The sequence below is a fragment of the Faecalispora anaeroviscerum genome (assembly GCF_947568225.1).
GTDB lineage: Bacteria > Bacillota > Clostridia > Oscillospirales > Acutalibacteraceae > Faecalispora > Faecalispora anaeroviscerum.
The window spans coordinates 922,882-945,861 of sequence record NZ_CANOOQ010000001.1 but is presented as its reverse complement, the minus strand read 5'-3'; the positions used below and the strand labels follow the sequence as shown (position 1 = coordinate 945,861).

19 protein-coding genes are annotated in these 22,980 nt (G+C 53.0%); 15 read left to right on the top strand and 4 right to left on the bottom strand.

Features of this window, described 5'->3' with window-relative positions:
• The 9 genes from QOS46_RS04705 (at window position 1) to hisE (ending at window position 10,985) form a co-directional block, all read left to right on the top strand.
• Complete coding sequence (locus tag QOS46_RS04705) at window positions 1-4,356, top strand: PolC-type DNA polymerase III (protein WP_283607643.1); 4,356 nt, start codon at window positions 1-3, stop codon at window positions 4,354-4,356.
• A gap of 346 nt (window positions 4,357-4,702) precedes the next feature.
• On the top strand, window positions 4,703-5,914 hold the full coding sequence (gene hisZ / locus QOS46_RS04700; RefSeq protein WP_283607642.1) for an ATP phosphoribosyltransferase regulatory subunit: 1,212 nt from the start codon (window positions 4,703-4,705) through the stop codon (window positions 5,912-5,914).
• Window positions 5,911-6,576 (top strand): ATP phosphoribosyltransferase, encoded by a 666-nt coding sequence (hisG, locus tag QOS46_RS04695; RefSeq protein ID WP_283607641.1) that lies wholly within the window; start codon window positions 5,911-5,913, stop codon window positions 6,574-6,576. Before hisZ ends, hisG begins: the two co-directional genes overlap by 4 nt.
• Window positions 6,555-7,838, top strand: a complete 1,284-nt coding sequence (hisD, locus tag QOS46_RS04690; protein ID WP_283607639.1) for a histidinol dehydrogenase — start codon at window positions 6,555-6,557, stop codon at window positions 7,836-7,838. Before hisG ends, hisD begins: the two co-directional genes overlap by 22 nt.
• The gene (gene hisC, locus QOS46_RS04685; RefSeq protein WP_283607637.1) at window positions 7,838-8,890 is read left to right on the top strand and encodes a histidinol-phosphate transaminase; all 1,053 of its coding nucleotides are present in this window, start codon (window positions 7,838-7,840) and stop codon (window positions 8,888-8,890) included. The genes hisD and hisC overlap by 1 nt, the downstream gene beginning before the upstream one ends.
• A gap of 103 nt (window positions 8,891-8,993) precedes the next feature.
• Window positions 8,994-9,572: an imidazoleglycerol-phosphate dehydratase HisB gene (hisB, locus tag QOS46_RS04680; RefSeq protein ID WP_283607635.1), complete on the top strand. Its 579-nt coding sequence runs from the start codon at window positions 8,994-8,996 to the stop codon at window positions 9,570-9,572.
• 15 nt (window positions 9,573-9,587) lie between these two features.
• Window positions 9,588-10,316 (top strand): 1-(5-phosphoribosyl)-5-[(5-phosphoribosylamino)methylideneamino]imidazole-4-carboxamide isomerase, encoded by a 729-nt coding sequence (gene hisA, locus QOS46_RS04675; protein WP_283607634.1) that lies wholly within the window; start codon window positions 9,588-9,590, stop codon window positions 10,314-10,316.
• Window positions 10,309-10,665: a phosphoribosyl-AMP cyclohydrolase gene (hisI, locus tag QOS46_RS04670; RefSeq protein WP_283607632.1), complete on the top strand. Its 357-nt coding sequence runs from the start codon at window positions 10,309-10,311 to the stop codon at window positions 10,663-10,665. Before hisA ends, hisI begins: the two co-directional genes overlap by 8 nt.
• On the top strand, window positions 10,662-10,985 hold the full coding sequence (gene hisE, locus QOS46_RS04665; protein ID WP_283607630.1) for a phosphoribosyl-ATP diphosphatase: 324 nt from the start codon (window positions 10,662-10,664) through the stop codon (window positions 10,983-10,985). Before hisI ends, hisE begins: the two co-directional genes overlap by 4 nt.
• Window positions 10,986-12,118: 1,133 nt before the next feature.
• Here the strand turns inward: hisE and QOS46_RS04660 are convergent.
• A complete protein-coding gene (locus QOS46_RS04660) occupies window positions 12,119-12,436 on the bottom strand; it encodes a hypothetical protein (protein ID WP_283607628.1) in 318 nt (105 codons plus the stop codon).
• Window positions 12,437-12,552: 116 nt separating this feature from the next.
• On the opposite strand from QOS46_RS04660, the gene QOS46_RS04655 reads away from it, so the two are divergent.
• Window positions 12,553-12,795, top strand: a complete 243-nt coding sequence (locus QOS46_RS04655; RefSeq protein ID WP_283607626.1) for a helix-turn-helix domain-containing protein — start codon at window positions 12,553-12,555, stop codon at window positions 12,793-12,795.
• A gap of 39 nt (window positions 12,796-12,834) precedes the next feature.
• Here QOS46_RS04655 and QOS46_RS04650 read toward each other — a convergent pair whose 3' ends face one another.
• Together QOS46_RS04650 and QOS46_RS04645 are read right to left on the bottom strand one after the other, a co-directional pair.
• Window positions 12,835-13,341, bottom strand: a complete 507-nt coding sequence (locus QOS46_RS04650; RefSeq protein WP_283607625.1) for a GNAT family N-acetyltransferase — start codon at window positions 13,339-13,341, stop codon at window positions 12,835-12,837.
• 18 nt (window positions 13,342-13,359) lie between these two features.
• Entirely contained in the window at window positions 13,360-14,322 is a 963-nt protein-coding gene (locus tag QOS46_RS04645; RefSeq protein WP_283607624.1) for an RluA family pseudouridine synthase, read from the bottom strand.
• Between the two features lie 173 nt (window positions 14,323-14,495).
• Between QOS46_RS04645 and pyrE the strand changes: the two genes are divergently transcribed.
• The 5 genes from pyrE (at window position 14,496) to QOS46_RS04620 (ending at window position 22,515) form a co-directional block, all read left to right on the top strand.
• Window positions 14,496-15,077: an orotate phosphoribosyltransferase gene (gene pyrE / locus QOS46_RS04640; RefSeq protein ID WP_283607623.1), complete on the top strand. Its 582-nt coding sequence runs from the start codon at window positions 14,496-14,498 to the stop codon at window positions 15,075-15,077.
• Between the two features lie 100 nt (window positions 15,078-15,177).
• Complete coding sequence (locus QOS46_RS04635) at window positions 15,178-15,900, top strand: JAB domain-containing protein (protein ID WP_283607622.1); 723 nt, start codon at window positions 15,178-15,180, stop codon at window positions 15,898-15,900.
• A 312-nt stretch (window positions 15,901-16,212) separates the two neighbouring features.
• On the top strand, window positions 16,213-18,174 hold the full coding sequence (uvrB, locus tag QOS46_RS04630; protein WP_283607621.1) for an excinuclease ABC subunit UvrB: 1,962 nt from the start codon (window positions 16,213-16,215) through the stop codon (window positions 18,172-18,174).
• A 50-nt stretch (window positions 18,175-18,224) separates the two neighbouring features.
• A complete protein-coding gene (gene uvrA, locus QOS46_RS04625; RefSeq protein ID WP_283607619.1) occupies window positions 18,225-21,068 on the top strand; it encodes an excinuclease ABC subunit UvrA in 2,844 nt (947 codons plus the stop codon).
• Window positions 21,069-21,228: 160 nt separating this feature from the next.
• On the top strand, window positions 21,229-22,515 hold the full coding sequence (locus QOS46_RS04620; protein ID WP_283607617.1) for a LysM peptidoglycan-binding domain-containing protein: 1,287 nt from the start codon (window positions 21,229-21,231) through the stop codon (window positions 22,513-22,515).
• A 125-nt stretch (window positions 22,516-22,640) separates the two neighbouring features.
• Here the strand turns inward: QOS46_RS04620 and QOS46_RS04615 are convergent, their stop codons facing one another.
• Window positions 22,641-22,928, bottom strand: a complete 288-nt coding sequence (locus QOS46_RS04615) for a zinc-ribbon domain containing protein (RefSeq protein ID WP_009064155.1) — start codon at window positions 22,926-22,928, stop codon at window positions 22,641-22,643.
• Window positions 22,929-22,980 lie beyond the last annotated feature (52 nt).

Below are 22,980 nucleotides of genomic sequence, written 5' to 3'. Positions count from 1 at the left end.
ATGAAAACCTTTGCTGAAGTGTTTGGTACATACCTCAATATCCCCGGTTTGTCCGGGCCTGTGCCGGAGGGAACTGTGCTTTCCCTGCGGATCGACGAGCAGAACCGGGAGCTGGCGATCGAGGCGGCGTTTCCGGCTTTGGTGGAGCGCCGTGTTCTTTTTGCGCTGGAACAACAGCTGACGGAAGCGCTGAATGTTCGCAGAGTGACGGTACTGCCCCGTTACGCAAAAGAATTGTTCCAAACGGAGTATTTTCCGGAGCTGGCACAGGAGCTGCGGCGCAGGGATGCCAGCCTGAACGGTAGCCTGAAGGGTGCCTCTGCGCGTTTGGAGCAGGGTACCCTTACCATCACACTCTCGCACGGCGGACGTGACATGCTGCTTTCGCGCGGGTTTGACAAAGCGGCCTCCCGCCTGATTCAGGAGGAGTTCGGCCTGACGCTCAAGGTGGATTTTGATGGTACGGTTGCCGTTCAGGCGGACGACGCCCGTTTCATCGAACGGGTCAGGCAGGAGCAGGAAACAGAGCGCCGTCAGGCGACCGCTGAGGAAATGACACATTACGAGTCCATGATGAACGAGGGCGGAGGTAAAGCCAAAAAGAAACCGCATACTGTTAATGTGCGTGGCGGCGATACGCTTTTACCGTCGATTCTGCCGGATACGGCGAAGCTGCTGTACGGCCGTATGGGACGCAGTACGAAACCCGTTCCGATCGGCCGGGTCGGGCCGGAATCCGGCACGGTGACCATCTGGGGCGAGATTTTCAGTATGGACGAGCGCCAGACCCGCGATAAATCAAAAAAAATCTATTCTATCAATATTACGGATTACACCGGTTCCATGACCTTAAAGCTGATTGAAGACAACAGCCAGTGTCGTGCGCTGGATACTTTGAAAAGGGGAAGTACGGTTCTGGTCAGCGGTGAAATCAGCTACGATAAGTACGACCACGAAATCGTGCTTCGCCCGCGCGGCATCAGCACAGTAGAGCAGCTGAAGGTTGTGGATGACGCGCCCGAAAAACGTGTGGAGCTGCATCTGCATACCTCCATGTCCAGCATGGACGGCATCACGCCTGTGGGCGACCTGATTAAGCGTGCCGCCGAATGGGGACATAAGGCGATCGCCATTACCGACCACGGTGTGGCACAGGCCTACCCGGACGCGATGAACGCCGCCGCAGCCGTCCGTAAAAAGGGCGGAGAATTTAAGATTCTGTATGGCATCGAATCCTATTTTGTCAACGATATGGTTCCCGCGCTGGTAGGCGAAACGGAAAACACATTAGAGGATGAGTTCATCTCATTCGATATTGAAACCACCGGCCTGAGCGCGGAGAATGACCGTATGACAGAAATTGGCGCGGTGCGGATCAAAAACGGAGAGATTGCCGACAGCTTCGATCTTTTCGTCAATCCCGGAATGCACATCCCGGCTAAAATTACCGAGCTGACCGGCATTACAGATGAAATGGTAAAGGACGCTGTGTCTGAAGAGGAAGCTTTGCGGCAGTTTTATGAGTTCTGCGGGGAAAGCCCGGTGCTGCTGGCACATAACGCCGCGTTCGATACCTCGTTTATGCACGCCGCCGCCGAGCGCCACGGAATGGATTTTCCTTACCCGTACATCGATACCCTGCCAATGTGCCGCTCGATGCTCAAGGACATCAAAAACTATAAGCTCGATACGGTGGCCAAATATCTGAAACTGGACCCGTTCAATCATCACCGCGCGTGCGACGATGCGGCGGTGCTGGCAAAAATTTTTCAGAATCTGCTGATCCGTCTGAAAGAAGACACCGGTGCTACGCGCGTGAAAGACATCAATACATGCCTGGCCGGGGGGAACCCAAAGAAGATTCGCCCGGTACATCAGATCATTCTGGTGAAGAACCAGACGGGTCTCAAGAATCTGTATAAGCTGATTTCCTTTTCTCATCTGAATTATTTTTACCAGAAGCCGCGTATCCCCAAGAGCGTTCTGGTAAAATACCGCGAGGGCTTGCTGCTCGGCAGCGCTTGTGAAGCGGGAGAGCTTTACCGCGCGGTCGCCGGCGGCCAGCCGTGGTCTACGCTGAAGGAAATCGCGGATTTCTACGATTATCTCGAGATTCAGCCGATTGACAACAATCTGTTCATGGTGCGCAATGGTCAGGTGCCAAACGAAGAAACACTGCGGGAGTATAACCGCACAATCATCCGTTTGGGCGAAGAACTGAACAAGCCTGTCGTCGCTACCTGTGACGTTCATTTTCTAGACCCGAAGGACGGGGATTACCGAAAAATCTTGATGGCGGGGCAGGGGTTTGCCGACGCGGACGCGCAGGCGCCGTTGTACCTGCGCACTACGCCCGAAATGTTGGAGGAGTTTGCATACCTCGGCAAGGAAAAGGCGTATGAAGTGGTTGTGACCAACACGAATAAAATCGCGGATATGGTCGAAGAGCTTTCTCCGATTCCACCCGGGGTGTTCCCGCCGTTTATCGACGGAGCGGAGGAAGAGCTAAACCGCATTTCATGGGAGCGAGCCAAAGAGATATATGGTGACCCTCTCCCCGAGATCGTTCACAGCCGCCTGAAGCGCGAGCTGGATTCCATCAATAAGCACGGTTTCTCCGTGCTGTATATGACGGCCCAAAAGCTTGTGGCCGATTCCGAGGCACACGGTTATCTGGTTGGCTCCCGTGGTTCGGTTGGTTCATCGTTTGTGGCGAATATCTCCGGTATTTCTGAGGTAAACCCGCTGGCGCCGCACTATATCTGCCCGCACTGCAAAAACAGTGAATTCATTACAGACGGCAGCTATGGTTCAGGCTTTGACCTGCCGCCCAAGCAGTGTCCCGTTTGCGGCACCGAATACGACCGTGATGGCCATACCATCCCGTTCGAAACCTTTCTGGGCTTTGACGGCGACAAAACGCCTGATATCGACCTGAATTTCTCCGGCGAGTACCAGAGTGACGCCCATCGCTACACGGAAACGCTGTTCGGCAAGGACAACGTCTTTAAGGCAGGCACCATCGCAACTGTGGCGGATAAAACGGCTATCGGTTTTGTCCGCAAATACGCCGAGGAGCAGGGGACAGTTCTGCACCGCGCCGAAGAGCTGCGCCTGGCTACCGGCTGCACCGGCGTCAAGCGTACCACCGGCCAGCACCCGGGCGGCATGGTCGTTGTACCGCGCGGGATGGACATTTACGATTTCTGCCCGGTGCAGCACCCGGCCAACGATCAGAACTCCGACAACATCACCACACACTTCGACTTCCACGCCATCCATGATACGATCTGTAAGCTCGACGAGCTCGGGCATGATGTTCCGACCATCTACCGCTATCTTGAGGATTACACCGGAATCCCGGTCATGAAGGTTTCGATGAGCGACCCGCAGGTGATGTCGCTGTTTCATTCCACAGAGGCGCTCGGCGTCACGCCGGAGGACATTGATTCCCCCACGGGAACCTTTTCTTTACCGGAGGTAGGTACCAGCTTTGTCCGACAGATGCTGATGGACGCACAGCCCAAAACCTTCTCCGACCTGCTCCAGGTTTCCGGTTTGTCTCATGGTACCGATGTTTGGCTCGGCAACGCGCAGGATTTGATCAAGAATAAAACCTGCACGATTTCAGAAGTAATCGGTACGCGAGACAGCATCATGACGTATTTGCTGCTCAAGGGCCTCGAGCCCAAAATGGCGTTTAAGATCATGGAGATTACCCGAAAGGGTAAAGCATCCCAACTGCTGACGCCCGAGCATATTCAGGCGATGAAGGATCACAATGTACCGCAGTGGTATATTGATTCCTGTATGAAGATTAAGTACATGTTCCCGAAAGCCCATGCGGCGGCTTACATGATTTCAACTCTGCGCCTCGGCTGGTATAAGGTGCATCACCCCGTAGAGTATTATGCCGCCTATTTCACTGTGCGCGGCGAAGACTTTGACGGTGCTGTGGTGTTGCAGGGGCGAGAGGCCGTGCGCCGCAAAATGAATGAAATTACGATGAAGGGCAAGGAGGCCAGCAAAAAGGAAGAGGATGCCTTTGCCACCTTCCAAATCGTCAACGAGATGCTGGCTCGCAATATTCAGGTTTTGCCGATCGATTTGTACCGTTCCGACGCGAGAAAGTATCTAGTGGAGGAAGGCAAGATCCGTCTGCCGTTTGCGTCGCTTTCCGGTGTGGGCGAGGCGGCCGCTAACAGCTTGGCTGCGGCGCGTGAAACCGGTGGGCCGTACATTTCCATCGATGATCTGCAGACCCGCGCTAAGGTTTCCAAATCGGTGATCGAAGCGCTGCAGACGGCGAACGCGCTGAACGGCTTACCTGCAAGCAGCCAGATGAGCTTGTTTTGATTTGCATTTATAGTCTATTAACTTTAAAAGCAGCTTTCTATACAATGGCAGTTCTTCCCCAGCCAAGGGCGGGGAAGAACTGCTTGCTTTTTTAACCGGCAGGCTTTGCCGGTATTTTTTGATTCAAAGGAACGCCGATTGCTCATTTTATGAATATTCTTTTTATGAAGAAACAGCGGGTTTATATCATAGTAGACCTGTAATTTCTACGTTTTTCCTATACTCATCCATGAAAACAGGGGACAATTTCAGCATCATGAAGGCATAAAAATGCAAAATAAACCTTGATACCACTAGTTTCTTATGCTATCATATTAGCATGTTAAAGCAAAGGCGGTGCAATCTTATGAAAAAATACCATAAAATCACTCCCGAGGGCATTCGTGACTATCTGTTTGAGGAATGCCTGGTCCATCATCACGTGGAGCACCGTCTGGAAGAGGTGTACCGTAAAAGAGGATTCCGTCAGGTTGTTACACCTGGCTTGGAGTTTTATGATGTGTTTGACCCGGAGCGCTCCGGAATACCGTCGGAAACCATGTATAAGCTGACAGACCGCAGAGGGAGGCTTCTGGTGCTAAGGCCAGACTCTACTTTGCCGATTGCGCGGCTTACGGCAACCCGGTTGCAGGGGCAGGAAAAGCCCCTGCGTTTATTTTATACCCAACAAGTTTACCGGAATCATCCGGGGCTTAGCGGACATGCGGATGAGATCATGCAGTCCGGGGTAGAAATGTTGGGGGCCGGCGGGCACCGGGCCGATTTGGAAATTCTTGTAACGGCAATCGAGGCGCTTTCCGCCTGTGTGCCGGATTTCCGGATTGAGCTTGGGCACGCCGGCTTTTTTCGGGCCATTGTGGATGGAATGACGGTTTCGGAGGATGTTCTGGAGGACATTCGCGGGTTTATTGAAACCAAGAATTACCCCGCGCTTGACGAGATTTTGGATTCGCTGCCGGATTCCTGCGAGGTCGCCGCTTTGCGGCAGCTGCCTCGGTTGTTCGGCAGAGATGAAATCTTGGAGCAGGCGGAGAATCTTCCTCTTCCGGACAGTGCCAAGGAGCCGATTCGGTATTTGAAGAAGCTGTATGGCATGCTTTCAGAGCTGCGGCTTTCTGACCGTATCATGGTCGACCTGGGGCTGGTGCAGAGAAACGATTACTACACCGGTATCGTGTTCAGCGCCTATGTTCCCCAGGCAGGCGAGGCACTTCTGCTTGGCGGGCGCTATGACAATCTGTTAGAGCTGTATGGAACGCCGATGCCGGCCATCGGATTTGCCGCAAATGTGGATGTTCTTGCGGATGTTGTGGCCGCCGAGGGCGAAGAAACCGCTATTATTCCCGCACAGATTCTGGTGCATGGAGAAGACGGCTTTGAAATCAAGGCGCTGGATTATGCGGCGCGCCTTACAGAGCGCGGAATTACCTGCGAGTTTTCAGTATTTGAGGACCGTGAGCAGGCCATTCATTACGCGGTGGCCATGGGGATTCCCCAGGTGGATTTTGTTTCCGACACCACGGTTTCGATTATGCTCACAAAGGAGGAAAATGGATGACTCCGTTAAGAATAGCGCTGACAAAGGGTCGCCTGGAAGAAAAAACGGTGGCTCTGCTGGAAAAAATGGGTTACGATTGCTCTCAAGTGCACAATAAAGGCAGAAAACTGATTTTACCCGTGGGAGACGGCGAAATCGAGGTGGTTCTGGCCAAGGCGGCCGATGTAATTACCTATGTTCAACACGGGGTGTGTGATTTGGGTGTTGTAGGCAAAGATACGATTATGGAAAGCAACGGTGGTTTTTTCGAGGTGCTTGATCTCGGCTTCGGAAAATGCCGGTTCGCGGTAGCCGGCCCCCGGGGTTCCGATATTTTTGAAGGATACTCGGTCAAAACCGTGGCGACAAAATACCCGAAGGTGGCCCGCACCTTCTTTGAAAACCGGGACATGGATGTGCGTATCATCAAAATTGAAGGCTCGGTGGAGCTGGCCCCACTGCTCGGCCTGGCCGAGGCCATTGTAGACCTGGTGGAAACCGGAAACACCCTCAAGGAAAACGGACTTGAGATTCTCGAGATTATCTGCCCGATTTCTGCCCGACTGATTGTCAATTCAGCGGTGATGAAGCTGAGAAAGGATGAGATCGAGGCGCTGGTCGACCGTATGAATCAGGCCATCCAAAAGAAGGAGGAAAAGGTATGCTCAAACCGATTCAGTTAAGCGGTAATGAAGGCCGCCGCACCGTGGAACAAATCCGCCGTCGTGGAGAGGAAAAGGATCAACTGGTTGATGCTCGCGTTGCGGAGATTCTGGAACAGGTTAAAACCCGCGGCGACGCGGCTGTGGATGAATACACCCTGCGGTTCGACGGTTCGCTGCCTGCAAAGCGCGAGCTGGGGCGCGAGGAGATGGCAGAGCTTTCCAAAGACTGCGCCCCCGAATTTATCGCCGCACTGGAACGTGCCGCGCAGAATATCCGCGATTTTCACCAGCGTCAGGCGCAGCAAAGCTGGCTGACGACCCGTGAGGACGGTGTTCTGATGGGCCAGCGGGTGCGCGGGCTGCACAGAGTCGGCATCTATGTTCCCGGCGGTACGGCGGCATATCCTTCTTCCGTGCTGATGAACGCAATCCCTGCGAAAATTGCGCAGGTGGGTGAAATTGTGATGGCGACGCCGCCCCAAAAGGATGGCAGGCCGAACCCGAATATTCTGGCGGCTGCGCTGATCGCCGGGGTGGATCGTATCTTCCTGATGGGCGGGGCGCAGGCTGCGGCGGCGCTTGCCTACGGTACCGAGACCGTCCCGCGGGTGGACAAGATTGTTGGCCCGGGCAATATTTATGTTGCCACGGCGAAAAAGCAGCTGTACGGCGTTGTGGACATCGACATGATTGCGGGGCCTAGCGAGATCCTCGTTCTGGCGGATGAAACGGCGAATCCGGTGTACCTTGCCGCAGACCTGCTCTCGCAGGCGGAGCACGATGTGCTGGCTTCTGCGATTCTGCTCACGCCGAGCCTCAGCCTTGCACAGGAGGTTGCCAAAGAGCTGGAACGCCAAACCGCTCAGCTGGAGCGCCGCGAAATCATGGAGCAGTCGCTCCAGAATTACGGAGCTCTCCTTGTTTGCGATACCATGAAAGAGGCCGTTGCTTTTGCGAACAGCCTTGCTCCGGAGCACCTGGAGGTCTGCTGTGAAAACCCCATCGAATACCTTGGCTGCCTCGACAATGCCGGCTCCGTCTTTTTGGGGAATTACTCCCCCGAGCCGCTGGGCGATTATTATGCGGGCGCGAACCATGTTCTTCCCACCGGGGGAACGGCTCGGTTCTTCTCGCCGCTTTCCGTGGACAGCTTCTTGAAAAAATCCAGCTTTATTTATTATACCAAGCAGGCGCTTGAGGCCGCCGGGCCAGACGTAATGACTCTGGCGAAAGCGGAAGGTCTGACGGCTCACGCCAATTCCATCAAAGTGAGGATGTGATGTCATTGTACCAGCTGAACAGCAAAATCAAAGACTTAACGCCATATGAGCCGCTGGAGGGCGATTTCCGGATCCGGCTGGACGCCAATGAATCCTTTTTATCACTGCCGACGAATGTTATGTCGAAGATGATGGACTCGTTTGCGTATACGGCCTTCAACCGTTATCCTGACCCGTTGGCCGTCGATGTGTGCCGTGTATTTGCGCAATACTATGGTATCCGTCCGGAAAATGTAACGGCGGGCAATGGCTCCGACGAGCTGATTTCTGTTTTGATGACCGCTTTCCTGATGAAAGGGGACACCGTACTCACGCTTTCTCCCGATTTTACCATGTACCGGTTTTATTCCTCGCTTGTAGAGGCTCAGTGCGTGGAGGTCGTGAAAAAAAGCGATTTGACCATTGATGTGGAGGAACTGATCTCCGTTGCAAATCAGACCGGAGCAAAGATGATTCTGTTTTCCAATCCCTGCAACCCAACTTCGCTGGGTCTTTCCCGTGAGCAGGTGCGGAAAATCATTCGTTCCGTGAGCGCCCTGGTGATTCTGGATGAAGCCTATATGGATTTCTGGGATCAATCCCTGATTCAGGAAACAGAGCAGTACGATAATCTGGTGGTGCTGCGTACCTGCTCCAAGGCGATCAGCCTTGCGGCACTCCGTCTCGGTTTTGCCGTGGCCAACCAGACGATCACCGCGGCGATGCAGGCGGTCAAATCTCCGTATAATGTCAATTCCGTCACGCAGAATGCGGGCGCTGTGGTGCTTTCATACCCAAAGATGCTGGATCGTTCGATTGAGAAAATCATCGATTCCCGTAAGGCTTTGTCGCAAGGGCTGCAGAGGCTTCTGGAAAAGAACCCCGGCAGATTTCTTCTGTACCCAAGCTGCACCAATTTTGTGCTGCTTCGTCTTTCAGATGCGCGGCACGTGTACGAAAAGCTTTTGACCGAAGGCATCGCAGTGCGCCTGATGGGTGATTTCCTGCGCATTACCGCCGGTTCTTCTGCGGAAAATTTGGATCTGCTTACCGCGCTGGAACAGATTTTATAGCAGGTCTGCTCTCCCTTCTTTTCCTGCTGCAGGCAGGGAAGATAGGAAGGACCTGTCTGGAAGAGAAACGATTGAAATGATTAGAATAACGGGGGAAACGGCTATGAGAACAGCAGAGCAGTCCCGCGAAACGCGGGAAACCCAAATCAGCGTCCGGCTGAAGCTGGAGGGCGGGGAAACAAAAATCCAGACCGGAATCGGGTTTTTCGACCATATGCTGCAGGCATTTGCTACCCATGGCGGTTTCGGTTTACAGGTACAGGTGCAGGGCGACCTGTTCGTAGACGGTCACCACACGGTGGAGGATACCGGCATCGTTCTGGGTCGCGCGTTCCGTCAGGCCCTGGGGGATCGTTCGGGCATCGCGCGCTTCGGCAGCTTTTTTGTGCCCATGGATGAAACGCTGGCATTCGCGGCGGTGGATGTGAGCGGCAGGCCGTTTTTGGTGTTTCAGGCGGAGTTTCCCCAGCAGGTGGTGGGGGAGTTCGACGCCTACCTTACGGAGGAATTCTTCCGCGCCTTTGCCATGAACGCGGAGCTAACCCTGCATACCCGGGTGGAATACGGCAAAAATTCGCACCATATGATCGAAGCGATGTTCAAGGCAGTTGCGCACGCGCTGCGGCTGGCCGTTGCCGAAACCACACCGGGGCAGGTGCTGTCCACGAAGGGCAGCCTGTAAGAAAGAGGGGATTCCATGATTATTTTTCCCGCGATTGATATTAAAGACGGCGCCTGTGTCCGCTTGCGGCAGGGCGATTACGATACCGCGCACAAGGTGGCGGAGGACCCGCAGCAAACAGCTCGTTCGTTTGCCGAAGCCGGCGCACAGTGGATTCATATGGTAGACCTCGACGGAGCCAAGACAAAGCACCCGGTCAACAGCGAAGTGTTTCTGCGGGCAGTGGAAACCGGCCTGCGGGTAGAAGTCGGCGGCGGTATCCGCACGCTTGCGGACGTGGAGTTTTACCTGTCGCGCGGGATTTCCCGGGTGATTCTCGGTTCTGTCGCCCTGTATGATCCACAGCTTGTGCGCGACTGTGTGCAGCGCTGGGGTGAGCAGATCGCCGTGGGCATTGATGCCAGAGACGGTAAAGTGGCTGCCGAGGGATGGACACAAACCTCCACGGTGGATTATATTGAGCTTGCAAAACAGATGGAACAGGTTGGAGTAAAGTATATTATCTTTACAGATATATCGAAAGACGGGATGCTCAGCGGCCCAAACCTCGAGCAGCTGGATGCGCTGAACCGGGCGGTTTCGTGTGAGATTGTTGCCAGTGGAGGTATCGCAAACCTGCAAAATATCCAGGATTTACGGGGATTAGGGCTGTATGGGGCCATTTGTGGCAAATCGCTGTACAGCGGCAGTCTGGATTTAAAAGAGGCTATTACGGCGGCGCAAGGAGAAGAAAATAATGAGTGAAAAGTATAGTACCTTTACAGATAAAGATCTGGAACGTTTCTTCCAAAAGGGGGAGTTGATCCCCGTGATCGTGCAGGAGCAGTCCACCAAAGAGGTGCTGATGCTGGCCTATATGAACCGGGAGTCCCTGCGCAAAACAATTGAAACCGGGTATACGTGGTTTTACAGCCGCTCCCGGCAGGAGCTTTGGAACAAGGGGGCTACCTCCGGCCATGTACAGCGGGTGATCCAGCTGTATACCGACTGCGACGACGATACTCTGCTGGCGGTGGTGGAGCAGACCGGGGCTGCCTGCCATACCGGGAACCACAGTTGTTTTTACCGAACGATAGGGGAGGATGCACAATGAGCGTTTTACAGGAGCTGTATCAAACGGTAGAAAGCCGCAAAACAGACCGACAAGAGGGTTCCTACACCTGTTATCTATTCGAAAAGGGCCTCGATAAAATTTTGAAGAAGTGTGGCGAAGAATGCAGCGAAGTGATTATCGCCGCCAAAAACGGGGATAACAAAGAAACCGTGCTGGAGCTTTCCGACCTTATGTATCATCTGACGGTGCTGATGGTCAACGAGGGGATTTCCTGGCAGGACGTAGAGGATGAACTGAGTAAGCGTGAGCTGAAAACTGGGAATCTGAAGCAGTTTCATCAGGTGGATAAAAATACCTGATGGCTCGGCCCGTACTCCTTGTGTCGGGGAGCAGGTTAAACATGCGGGATTTATCTCGTGAAAAATATTCAGCAGAGTTTCTCTGCATGGCCTGTCTGTTGGCGAGGGGATTCCCCCAATGCCGGAGGCAGGCGTTTTTCTTTTGGTATGAAAGAGTGGCTTTTCTGTGAGTTTCCTTACAGGTACATTCATTTTTTATTAGTTCGCCCCTCATGCCGGGGCGAGTTTTTTCGTTCTTTTGTAAGAAAAAAATTTTTTCTCCGGGGGTTCCCCGTGGAAATTCTGCTTGCGCAGGGCTTGCCCCTCATGCCGGGGCGGGCACTTACTTTCGCGACGAGGCGAAAGTAAGCAAAGGCTCGCCAAAGGGCACCTTTGGAATCCGTTTGGGGAACAATCCCTTATTGCGTAAACGAAATTCTTCGGGAAGGCGCTCCATTGAAAATGCCCACTCTCCGAGCTTCATCTGGAAATAAGCCTTGCGATCCCGTCTGTCGGCGAGCATTTTCAAAGCGCTCTCGTTGGCTCGGAGAGGGCGGCCTTACAGTAGCTTTGATTATAAGTTCACCCATAGTTTCGATTTGCAGAGCAGATCTTGCGCCAGCAAAAAAATGCGGCGAAGCCGCATCTAAAACCCCGAGCCAACGAGAGCGCTCGGTAAGGGGGCGCCGCCGAACGGAACCGGCAAACTGCTTGTTCCCACAAAACAAGGCGCGTGCGCACTTACCATAGAGCGCCTTTCCGGAGGCTGTCGTTAATATTGGAAGAAACCGTTCCCAAAAACGGATTCCGAAGGCGGAGCCTTGGGCGAATCTTTGTTTACTTTCTTTTCGTAAAGAAAGTAAATGCCCGCCCCGGCACGAGGGGCACGCCCTGCGCCAGCAGAATTTTTCCCTGCGGGAACCGCAATAAAAAATAGCCCCTCTCTCGCGAAAGTGAGAGGAAAAAGAACCGGCACGCAGTGCCGCCCTTCCCCGAGCCAACGAGAGCGCTCGGAAAGGGTGCGCCGCTGAACGGAACCGGTAATGGCCTGCCCCGGCCTGAGGGGCAAGGCTGCGCTAGCAGATAGGCTTCGGAAAACCCCGCAAAGAGAAAATGTTTTTTTGATATAGCCGTGGGTATAAGAACACCTGCCGTCAACCATATTGACGGCAGGTGTTCTTATACTGTTCGGCAGATTTCCGTTCCAATAAAAGCAGCTCCAGCAGGCACGAAAGCGGCAGGTTGTCTGTCAATAGTTGAAATCGCTGCTCGCCCTGTTCCGTCCAGATTCGCACCGCCTGTAAAACGGCGATTTTTCGTTTGCGCCCGGGCTGAAGGCGGAGCCGGTATTCGAAGCCGTCTATTTTCATGCTCACTTCATAGCTTGCATCTAAAGGGTTGGAGCATCCCCGCTGTACCAGATAATGGAGCAGCATGTCATACTGCTCCTGATAAAGCTGACGAATAAACATATTCCCATCTCTTTCTATACATAATAAGACTACCGATAGCCTAATAGTAGCATGTATAGCCTACTTATTCAAGGGATTTTTTATATTCTTAGAATAAAATGGGTGGGAGTGATCGTATGACTACAACAGAAGCAGTCCGTAATCGTATTTTACAGCTTTGCGAAGAAAGGAATGTCACGATTAATAAGCTGGCCAACCTTTCAGCGCTTTCGCCATCTTCGGTCAAAAATATTTTATATGGGAAAAGTCAGAATCCCAAAATTCTTACAATCAAGATGCTTTGTGATGGTTTAGGTATCACTTTGGGAGAATTTTTCACTACAAAAGAATTTAATCATCTGGAACAAGAAATAAAATAAAGGCTTTGCCGAAAATTTTCGGCAAAGCCTTTTGGCTTATTATTCTCTTATCAAAGAATAAAGCTTCATATCCAGAATCTCTCCGTTTTTAACGGCATTCTTTCGAAGAATTCCCTCCGTAGTAAAGCCTGCTTTTTCCAGTACCCGGCAGGAAGCGGCGTTGCGGGCAAACGGCTCGGCGAAAATGCGCAGAATGTCGCTGTTCCGGAATACATAGTCGCAGATTTGCCGCACCGCGCCGGTGCAGACGCCCCGGCCCCAGTAAGGTTCTGCCACATAATATCCCAGCTCGGCGGTGCGAAAATGAATGTTCGCTTGCCGGAACACGCCGATGCTGCCGACAGTCCGGCCGCCTACGTCGATTGCAAAGGCATACTGGCTGCCCGGCTCCGCGGCGAGCATCGCGCGGATGTAGCTTTCCGCGTCAGTCTGTGTGTAAGGGCAGGGGAGGCCGTCCCGCAGGTTGTTCATAACGTTTGGGTTATTCAGCGCTTCGGCCAAATCGACCGCGTCGCTCAGCATCCATGTGCGGATCGAGCATTCCATCAATACCCCTTCTTTCTGTTATGCGTTCCAGGAATAAAAATCTTTCAGAAACCAGATTTCCTTTGCCTCGAATTCGCGGTGATTCAGGTATTCCAGAATCCCCGCCGGCGACGTAAACTCAAATTGAAGCTTGTACGAATACAACGCTTGATACGGCAGTCCGGTTTTTTTGTTCTGGCGGTTCGTGCCATATTTTCCGTCCCCGGCCAGCGGGTGGCCAATGGATGCCATGTGCGCGCGAATCTGATGGGTACGCCCGGTTAAGAGGTCAATTTCCAGCAGGCTGTATGCGCCGCGTTCCTCCAGCACACGGTAACGCGTGCGGATGCTTTTTGCGCCTGGTGCGCCATGGTTTGAAATATACACCCGGTTCTGGCTCTCGTTTTTCTCGAGGTATCCCTCCAGTGTGGCAGATTTCTGCTCCATATGCCCGCACACGATGCACAGGTACAGCTTTTTCAGCTCTCGGTTCTTCACCTTTTCATTTAAAATACGCAGTGACTCCGCGTTTTTTGCCGCCATCACGATGCCGCCGGTGTTGCGGTCAATCCGGTTGACGAGCGCGGGCGCGAAGCTGTTTTCCTCCTGCGGGCGGTACTCGCCCTTGTCGTACAGGTAGTGCTGCACCCGGGCGATCAGCGAATCAAAGTGGTAGTTTTCATCCGGATGAACGATCAGACCCGGCTTTTTATCCAGAATCAGAATGTTTTCATCCTCGAATAAAACATTCAGCTTCAGCGGGGCTTTGAGAAAATCATACTCCTCCGGCGCCTGCTGAAAGAACTCATCCTTCAAATACATTGTCAGCACGTCGCCCGCGTTCAGGCGGGTGGAAATATCGCACCGCTTGCCGTTGAGCTTGATGTCCTTTTTGCGGACGCTTTTGTACAGCATCGACTGCGGTAGATTGCGGTAGGCCTTGGTCAAGAATTTATCCAGACGCTGTCCGGCGTCGTTTTCACCGATGGTTACGGATTTCATATGGTATCCCCTTATTATTTGGTGCGGCGCAGAGCGCGGCCAATTTATTGTACCAGTATATCATAAGTCTCATGTACAACAAAAGGGGTGCAAGGCTTCCCAAATGATTTATTTTAGTATATAATAATTTTTTAGAGATACAGTTGAATCGAGGAAAAGGGGACAGCAAAACGATGATTACACAGGAAAAAGTTCTGGAAGTTTTAAAAGAGGCCGGTGTTCTTTTGGAGGGGCATTTTCGCCTGACCTCCGGCCGACACAGCAACCGTTACCTGCAGTGCGCGAAGGTGTTCCGCAACACAAAGTATAGCGAGGCGCTTTGCGGCGCTTTGGCGGAGCATTTTGCGAACGACGGCGTAGAGGTTGTCATTGGCCCGGCGATGGGCGCGGTTCAGATGGCCTATGAGGTCAGCCGTGCGCTGAAATGCGAAAACTTCTTCGCCGAGCGGGAAGACGGCACAATGACTCTGCGTCGCGGTTTTGCGATAAAGCCCGGGCAAAAGGTTCTGATCGTAGAAGACGTCGTTACCACTGGTGGCTCCGTGCGTGAGGTGATCGAGCTGGTTCGCGCGGCCGGAGGCGATCTGGTTGGAGTAGGTTCCATTGTAGATAGAACCGGCGGAAAAATTGATTTCGGCGTACCGTTTCGTGCGGTGATTTCCCTGGAAGTAGAATCTTGGGAGCCGCAGGATTGCCCGCTTTGCAAAGAGGGAAAGCTGGAGCTGGTCAAGCCCGGCAGCCGCAAGGTAAAATAAACAATCTTTGCGTTTCTCATACGAGATTTTAAAAGATACCCCAAAGGCGTTCACTGCCTGAGGGATAGAACCCCATTCTTTTCAGAAAGGCGGGGTGCGGTTGAAAACAGAACGCATTCCTGAAAAATCCGCGGGGATTCATGAGGGACATCGCAAACGGGTGCAGGAACGCTTTTTAAAAGACGGGATTGACGGCTTCGCCTCTCATGAGGTGCTGGAAATGCTCCTCTTTTTCTCTATTCGCAGAGGGGACACGAACGGGCTGGCCCACCACCTGATTGATCGTTTCGGCTCTTTGTCCGGCGTGTTTCACGCGCCGTATGAGGAGCTGCTGAAGGTACAGGGAGTGGGCAGAGTTTCCGCTTTTTTGATCAAAATGGTTCCAGAGATGTGCCGCGCGTATTACGAAGACAGCCACAAAGAAAAGGTGCGTGTGTTCGAGGTAGAGCAGGCGGCAGAAATTTTGCGCAGAAAGTACATCGGCCGCCAGAATGAGGTGGTGGTACTCCTCCTGCTCGACAGCCAGTGCCGCTTGCTTTCGTGTGAGGTAGTCAACGAGGGTACGGTCAATACGGTTCCGATTTACGTGCGCAGGATGGTGGAGCTTGCGGTTCGCTACAATGCCAGCGCAGCGATCATGTCGCACAATCACCCCAGCGGGAACCCGGTTCCGTCGAGGGGCGACATTGAATCCACCATTTCGGTGTACCACGCGCTTCGTGCGGTGAATGTACCGCTGCGCGACCATATTATTTTTGGTGATCAGGATTATATATCCTTGTCTCATCTGGGTATATTAAAGGATATTATGGAGCCGTTTTAATGTGGGGGTGTTTCGTGGCGGAGAATCCGGATGAAAGCATTCTGTGCATAGGTTATGGGTTTACACGGTGTTAACCCAAAGAAATCACTTTATATGCCGCTTGGTAAGCAAAAACGAAAGGAGCCGATCAGGCTCCTTTTTTTCTAGCGAGGAATGGTGGGTGGTTGACAAAAACGAACAAATGTACTATTATGATAATCAATACGTTTCCTCTCCGTGACGGTGGGGAAAGAGGTAACACTTTTCATTTTTAACGATTACAAGCAGATTTTGCGATAGAATATTACAGGAGTGTTTGTGGGGGGGGAAAGCATGGATTTTAAGCTGGTTTCGAAATTTCAGCCAACTGGTGATCAGCCGAAGGCAATCGACCAACTGGTGGAGGGGCTCAACCACGGTGACCGGGAGCAGACGCTTTTAGGCGTGACCGGTTCGGGAAAAACCTTTACCATGGCGAACGTGATTGCAAGGGTGAACCGGCCAACGCTGGTTCTGGCACACAATAAAACGCTGGCGGCGCAGCTCTGCTCCGAGTTCCGAGAGTTCTTCCCGGAAAACTCAGTGGAATATTTTGTCAGCTATTATGATTACTATCAGCCGGAAGCGTACATCCCCACCACAGACACTTATATTGAAAAGGATTCTGCCATTAACGACGAGATCGATAAGCTCCGCCACTCCGCTACCTCAGCACTATCGGAACGGCGGGATGTGATCATCGTGGCAAGCGTTTCCTGTATTTACAGCCTCGGTAACCCGATCGATTACCACACTATGGTGATTTCACTGCGCCCCGGTATGCAGAAGAACCGCGACGAGCTGCTGAAAAAGCTGGTAGAACTGCAATACGAAAGAAACGACGTGAACTTTGTCCGTAATAAGTTCCGCGTACACGGCGACGTGGTCGAGATTTTCCCCGTACAGTCAAACGAAAACGCAATTCGCGTGGAGTTTTTCGGCGATGAAATTGAACGAATTTCAGAGATTAACGCGCTCACGGGTGAACTGAAGGCGTTTTTGAAGCACGTTGCGATTTATCCCGCGTCGCACTATATTGTGCCGCGCGAGAAAATGATGGTCGCTGTGCAGCAGCTGGAGCAGGAGATGCAAGAGCGGGTTAAACTCTTCGAATCGGAGGGCAAGCTGATCGAGGCACAGCGCATTCGCGAACGCACGATGTACGACGTGGAAATGCTGCAGGAAATCGGCTTCTGTAAGGGGATTGAAAACTACTCCCGCGTGCTGGCAGGGCGTGAGCCGGGCAGCGCGCCGTTTACGCTGTTCGATTATTTTCCTGAGGATTTCCTCCTGTTTGTGGACGAGTCCCACGTTTCGCTGCCGCAGGTTCGCTCTATGTACGCGGGTGACCGGGCCAGAAAAGAAACGCTGATCAATTTTGGCTTCCGTTTGCCATCGGCGTATGACAACCGCCCGCTGAATTTTGACGAGTTTTACGAGCGTGTGAATCAGGCGATCTTTGTCAGCGCAACGCCGGGTGATTTAGAGCTTCAAAAATCGGCGCAGATCGTCGAACAGGTGATTCGCCCCACTGGGCTGGTGGACCCTGAGGTAATCGTCAAGCCGGTAGAGGGGCAGATCGATGACCTGATTTCGGAAATCAACCTGCGGTCGGCAAAAAATCAGCGTGTGCTGGTAACGACGCTGACGAAGAAAATGGCGGAGGATTTAACGTCCTACCTTGAAAATATGGGGATTCGTGTGCGGTATATGCACCATGACATCGATACCGTTGAGCGCATGGAGATTCTCCGCGATTTGCGGCTCGGCGAATTCGATGCTCTGGTGGGTATCAACCTGTTGCGCGAGGGCCTCGACCTGCCGGAGGTTTCTCTCGTCGCGATTCTGGACGCGGACAAAGAGGGCTTTCTGCGCTCCGAACGCTCACTGATCCAGACGATTGGCCGCGCGGCTCGAAACTCAGAGGGTCAGGTGATTATGTACGCCGATTCCGTAACGCCTTCCATGGAGCGCGCGCTCCGTGAAACCCAGCGCCGCCGTGAAATACAGCAGAAATATAATGAGGAACACCATATCACGCCTAAAACAATCATTAAGAGTGTTTCGGATGTATTGGAGATCTCGACGCATAAGGACGAAGAAAAGGGCAAAAAAGGCAAGCGCATGAGTGCGGCCGAGCGCAAGCAGACGATCGAAAAGCTCACCCGCGAAATGAAGGCGGCCGCAAAGCTTCTGGAATTCGAGCATGCGGCCTACCTGCGCGATAAAATCAAACAGCTGAGCGGCGGAAAATAACGCTGCCCGATAACAACGGATTCAATCTGGCTTCGGAGGAATTATACAGTATGACGGCTAAAAACATTCTGGTCAAAGGCGCCAGAGAGCACAACCTGAAGAACATCGATATTGAGATTCCGCGCGATGAGCTGGTGGTTCTGACCGGCCTTTCCGGTTCCGGAAAATCCTCTCTTGCGTTTGATACAATTTACGCCGAGGGTCAGCGCCGCTATGTGGAATCGCTTTCGTCCTATGCCCGCCAGTTTCTAGGGCAGCTGGACAAGCCGGATGTGGATTATATTGAGGGTTTGTCCCCGGCGATTTCCATCGACCAGAAAACCACGTCGAAAAACCCGCGTTCTACCGTGGGAACCGTAACCGAAATTTATGATTACCTGCGTCTTCTGTATGCCCGCATCGGTGTCCCACACTGCCCGGTTTGCGGCCGGGAGATCAAGCAGCAGACGATTGATCAGATTGTCGACCGGGTGCTTTCTCTTCCGGAGGGTACCAAAATTCAGGTGATGGCTCCGGTCATTCGGGCGCGTAAGGGCGAGCATGTGAAGGAGCTGGAAGCAGCCCGCCGAGGCGGCTTTGTCCGCGTTCGGGTGGACGGAATTTTGTACGATCTTTCCGAAACAATCAAGCTCGAAAAGAACAAGAAGCACTCGATCGATATTGTGGTAGACCGCCTGGTCATCCGCCCTGACATCCGCTCCCGTTTGTCCGATTCCGCTGAAACTGCGTCTTCTCTGGCCGACGGCCTGATGATTGTCAGCGTGGTGGATGGGGAAGACCTGCTTTTTTCGCAGAACTATGCCTGCCCGGAGCATGGAGCCAGCATCGAGGAGCTGACGCCCCGCATGTTTTCCTTCAATAACCCGGCAGGTGCGTGCCCCAAGTGTACGGGTTTGGGCGTGTTTATGAAGATTGATCCGGATCTGGTCATACCGGATAAGCGCCTTTCCATCAGCAAGGGCGGCCTGAAGGGCAGCGGTTGGGCGATGGAGGGCAGCAGCATCGCCATGATGTATATGAATGGCCTTGCAAAGCGTTACGGCTTTTCGCTCGATACGCCTCTGGGGGAGCTTCCCCCGGAAATCATCGACATTCTTCTGTACGGCACCAAGGGGGAGAAGATCGAGCTGGAGCGCACGAGCGAGTATGGCTACGGGAAATATAAGACTGATTTTGAGGGTGTCGTCAACAATCTGGAGCGCCGTTTCCGCGATACGCAGAGCAGCTGGATCAAGGAAGAAATTGAATCCTACATGAGCGCCATCCCTTGCGATGAGTGCCACGGTAAGCGCCTTTCCGCTACCAGTCTGGCTGTGACGGTAGGCGGCATGAATATCAGCGATTTCTGCGAAAGATCTGTGTCGGAAGCGCTTGCGTTTTTAGACCGGCTCGAGCTGACACCCCGTGAGAGCATGATCGCCAAGGCAATTTTAAAAGAAATCAGAAGCCGCCTGGGCTTTTTGCAGAGCGTTGGCCTCGAATATCTCACACTGTCGCGCTCCGCGGGAACACTTTCCGGCGGCGAAAGCCAGCGCATTCGCCTGGCCACCCAGATCGGCTCTTCTTTGATGGGAGTTCTGTACATTCTGGATGAGCCCAGCATCGGCCTGCACCAGAGGGATAACGATAAACTGCTGAACACGTTGAAGCATCTGCGCGATATTGGGAATACGGTGTTGGTCGTGGAGCATGATGAGGAAACGATGCTGGCGGCAGATCACATTGTAGACATCGGCCCCGGTGCGGGTGTTCACGGTGGCTATGTGATTTACAACGGTCCGGCCAAGGAGATCGTCAACTGCAAGGAATCCATTACCGGGCAGTATCTCAGCGGTGCGAAACGAATTGAGATTCCCGAAACCCGCCGCCCCGGCAACGGCAAGCAGCTGAAAATTGTTGGCGCGACCCAGAACAACCTGAAAAACCTGACGGTGGAGATTCCCCTGGGCGAATTTGTTTGCATCACTGGTGTTTCCGGTTCCGGTAAATCTTCACTGATTAACGAAATTCTGTATAAATCTCTCGCGGCTCAGCTCAACGGCGCTAAAACAAGGCCCGGCGCCCATAAAGAAATTTTGGGTGTGGAAGAGCTCGATAAGGTAATTGAGATCAATCAGGCGCCAATCGGGCGCACGCCGCGCTCAAATCCCGCAACGTATACCGGTGTGTTCACCGACATCCGTGAACTTTTTGCCTCCACACAAGACGCAAAGCTGAGGGGCTTTAGCTCAGGACGCTTTTCCTTTAACGTGAAGGGTGGACGGTGCGAAGCCTGCCAGGGAGACGGAATACTGAAAATTGAAATGCACTTTCTGCCGGATGTCTACGTTCCCTGCGATGTTTGCAAGGGTAAGCGCTACAACCGAGAAACGCTGGAAATCCGCTATAAGGGCAAGAATATTTACGATGTTCTGGAAATGACGGTGGAGGAGGGGCTGGAGTTTTTCTCCAGCATCCCGAAAATTCAGCGCAAACTGCAAACGCTTTACGATGTGGGGCTGGGGTATATTAAGATCGGCCAGCCGGCTACCACGCTTTCCGGCGGTGAGGCCCAGCGGGTCAAGCTTGCTACGGAGCTTTCCAAACGGCCAACCGGGCGCACAATTTATATTCTGGATGAACCGACCACCGGACTGCATATCGCCGACGTTCACCGGCTGATCGACGTGCTGCAAAAGCTGGTGGATACCGGCAACACCGTTCTCGTGATCGAGCACAATCTGGATTTGATCAAAACAGCCGACCATATCATCGATCTTGGCCCCGAGGGCGGAGACCGCGGCGGCACGCTGGTGGCCGTGGGTACTCCGGAGCAGGTGGCGGAGAGTAAGGATTCCTACACCGGCCAGTATTTAAAAGTCGCACTGGAGCGCGATAACGCCAGGCAAAAATAGTTGTTGTCCCGGTTTTACGAATGTGCTCTCTTTTAACTGCATATATTTAAAGCAGCATTGATTTCTCCCCAGCCTTTGGCGGGGGAGAAATTGTCGGTTTTCAGCAGAAATGCCGATTTCGTTGTTTGGCGATAAAAGCAGGGGAAGAGGAGCGGTGACAATGACAATTCATGTGGTCAGTCCGGGGGAAACAGTGTATTCGATCGCGGCCATGTACGGTGTGTCCGCGCGTGATGTGATTCAGTACAATGAGCTGGATGAACCAAATCGTCTTGTTACTGGCCAGACGATCGTGATTTTGTTTCCCCGCCGGGTGCATGTGGTGGAAGCCGGCGACACGGTGTATTCGGTTTCTCAGCAGTACGGTATTACGATCAATGAGCTGTACCGTAACAATACCAAGCTGGGTGCGCTGAATGTTCTGCGCCCCGGTGAACGGCTGGTGATCTCCTACGAGCAGCCGAGGCTGGGGGATATGTCAACAAACGGCTATGCGTATCCGTTTGTTGACCGGACACTGTTCCGCCAGACGATGCCGTTTATGACCTACATGACGCCGTTTACCTATGGATTCACGTTTAACGGAGATTTGGTTCCGCTGGATGACGAAGCTTTGATCGGTATTGCACAGCAATACGGTGTGGCGCCGCTGATGCATTTGTCTACCTTAACGGAGGACGGAGGCTTCAGCAACGAGCTGGCACATCGTGCGCTGAATGATATGCAGGTGCAGACCCGCCTCATAGATAACATTTTAATCAATATGCGTCAGAAAAATTATAAAGGATTGGACGTCGACTTCGAATTTATTTATGTTGAGGATCGTGACAAGTACACGGCCTTTATTCGCAACGCGACACAGCGCCTGAACGCGGAGGGCTTCGAGGTGATCGTGGCCCTGGCGCCCAAAACCTCGAGCGACCAGCCTGGGCTTTTGTATCAGGGGCACGATTACGGCGGGTTAGGGGCGGCAGCCAACGCCGTTCTGCTCATGACCTACGAATGGGGCTATACCTACGGCCCGCCAATGGCAGTGGCGCCGATTCCGAATATCCGCGCGGTGCTGAATTATGCGGTCACGCAGATCGCGCGGAATAAAATTTACATAGGCATGCCGAATTACGGCTACGACTGGCCGCTACCGTATGTGCGTGGAACCACAAAGGCGCAGTCGATTTCCAATGTGGAAGCTGTGCGCCTGGCCCGGGAATACAATGCGGAGATTTTATACGATGAAACGGCTCAGACGCCGCATTTTCAGTATACCAATACCAACGGCGAGCAGCATGAGGTTTGGTTTGAGGATGCCCGGAGCATTCGCGTGAAGCTTGCACTGGTAACGGAATACGGCTTTCTTGGGGTGGGGTACTGGAACCTGATGCGTCCGTTCCCACAGAACTGGCTGGTACTCAATGCTTTGTACCGCATTCGCGCCTTTCAGGGGTAAACGCAAAAAATGCGCCGGAACGACGGGAACCCCCGCGCGTTCGGCGCATTTTTATTGTTCGAGATTGAAAATAAACGATATGGAACCGGCATTTTCACCGAGACGGTGAGACCGAAAACCTTTTGTTATCTTCTGTTGGCAAAGCAATCGCTGCAGTATACAGGACGCTCGTCGCGGGGCTGGAACGGAACCTTGCAGGTTGCGCCGCAAGATGCACATACAGCCGTATACATCTCTCTGGGGGCTCTCTCGGAAGAAGAATCCCCTCTGGAATTTTTGCGGTTCGAACGGCAGGCTTTGCAGCGCTGGGGCTCATTGGTGAATCCTTTTTCCGCGTAAAACTCCTGCTCGCCGGCGGTGAATTCGAATTCTGCGCCGCAGTCTTTGCAAATCAAAATTTTGTCTTCGTACATTGAGATACCTCGTTTTGTTTAATTTATACCCTGTTTTGGCGGGCATTGTATT

Excerpts from the sequence above, each read along its gene's own strand:
- QOS46_RS04705 (WP_283607643.1), top strand. The coding sequence starts at position 1 with ATGAAAACCTTTGCTGAAGTGTTTGGTACATACCTCAATATCCCCGGT.
- hisZ (WP_283607642.1), top strand. The coding sequence starts at position 4,703 with ATGAAAAAATACCATAAAATCACTCCCGAGGGCATTCGTGACTATCTG.
- hisG (WP_283607641.1), top strand. The coding sequence starts at position 5,911 with ATGACTCCGTTAAGAATAGCGCTGACAAAGGGTCGCCTGGAAGAAAAA.
- hisD (WP_283607639.1), top strand. The coding sequence starts at position 6,555 with ATGCTCAAACCGATTCAGTTAAGCGGTAATGAAGGCCGCCGCACCGTG.
- hisC (WP_283607637.1), top strand. The coding sequence starts at position 7,838 with ATGTCATTGTACCAGCTGAACAGCAAAATCAAAGACTTAACGCCATAT.
- hisB (WP_283607635.1), top strand. The coding sequence starts at position 8,994 with ATGAGAACAGCAGAGCAGTCCCGCGAAACGCGGGAAACCCAAATCAGC.
- hisA (WP_283607634.1), top strand. The coding sequence starts at position 9,588 with ATGATTATTTTTCCCGCGATTGATATTAAAGACGGCGCCTGTGTCCGC.
- hisI (WP_283607632.1), top strand. The coding sequence starts at position 10,309 with ATGAGTGAAAAGTATAGTACCTTTACAGATAAAGATCTGGAACGTTTC.
- hisE (WP_283607630.1), top strand. The coding sequence starts at position 10,662 with ATGAGCGTTTTACAGGAGCTGTATCAAACGGTAGAAAGCCGCAAAACA.
- QOS46_RS04660 (WP_283607628.1), bottom strand. The coding sequence starts at position 12,436 with ATGTTTATTCGTCAGCTTTATCAGGAGCAGTATGACATGCTGCTCCAT.
- QOS46_RS04655 (WP_283607626.1), top strand. The coding sequence starts at position 12,553 with ATGACTACAACAGAAGCAGTCCGTAATCGTATTTTACAGCTTTGCGAA.
- QOS46_RS04650 (WP_283607625.1), bottom strand. The coding sequence starts at position 13,341 with ATGGAATGCTCGATCCGCACATGGATGCTGAGCGACGCGGTCGATTTG.
- QOS46_RS04645 (WP_283607624.1), bottom strand. The coding sequence starts at position 14,322 with ATGAAATCCGTAACCATCGGTGAAAACGACGCCGGACAGCGTCTGGAT.
- pyrE (WP_283607623.1), top strand. The coding sequence starts at position 14,496 with ATGATTACACAGGAAAAAGTTCTGGAAGTTTTAAAAGAGGCCGGTGTT.
- uvrB (WP_283607621.1), top strand. The coding sequence starts at position 16,213 with ATGGATTTTAAGCTGGTTTCGAAATTTCAGCCAACTGGTGATCAGCCG.
- uvrA (WP_283607619.1), top strand. The coding sequence starts at position 18,225 with ATGACGGCTAAAAACATTCTGGTCAAAGGCGCCAGAGAGCACAACCTG.
- QOS46_RS04620 (WP_283607617.1), top strand. The coding sequence starts at position 21,229 with ATGACAATTCATGTGGTCAGTCCGGGGGAAACAGTGTATTCGATCGCG.
- QOS46_RS04615 (WP_009064155.1), bottom strand. The coding sequence starts at position 22,928 with ATGTACGAAGACAAAATTTTGATTTGCAAAGACTGCGGCGCAGAATTC.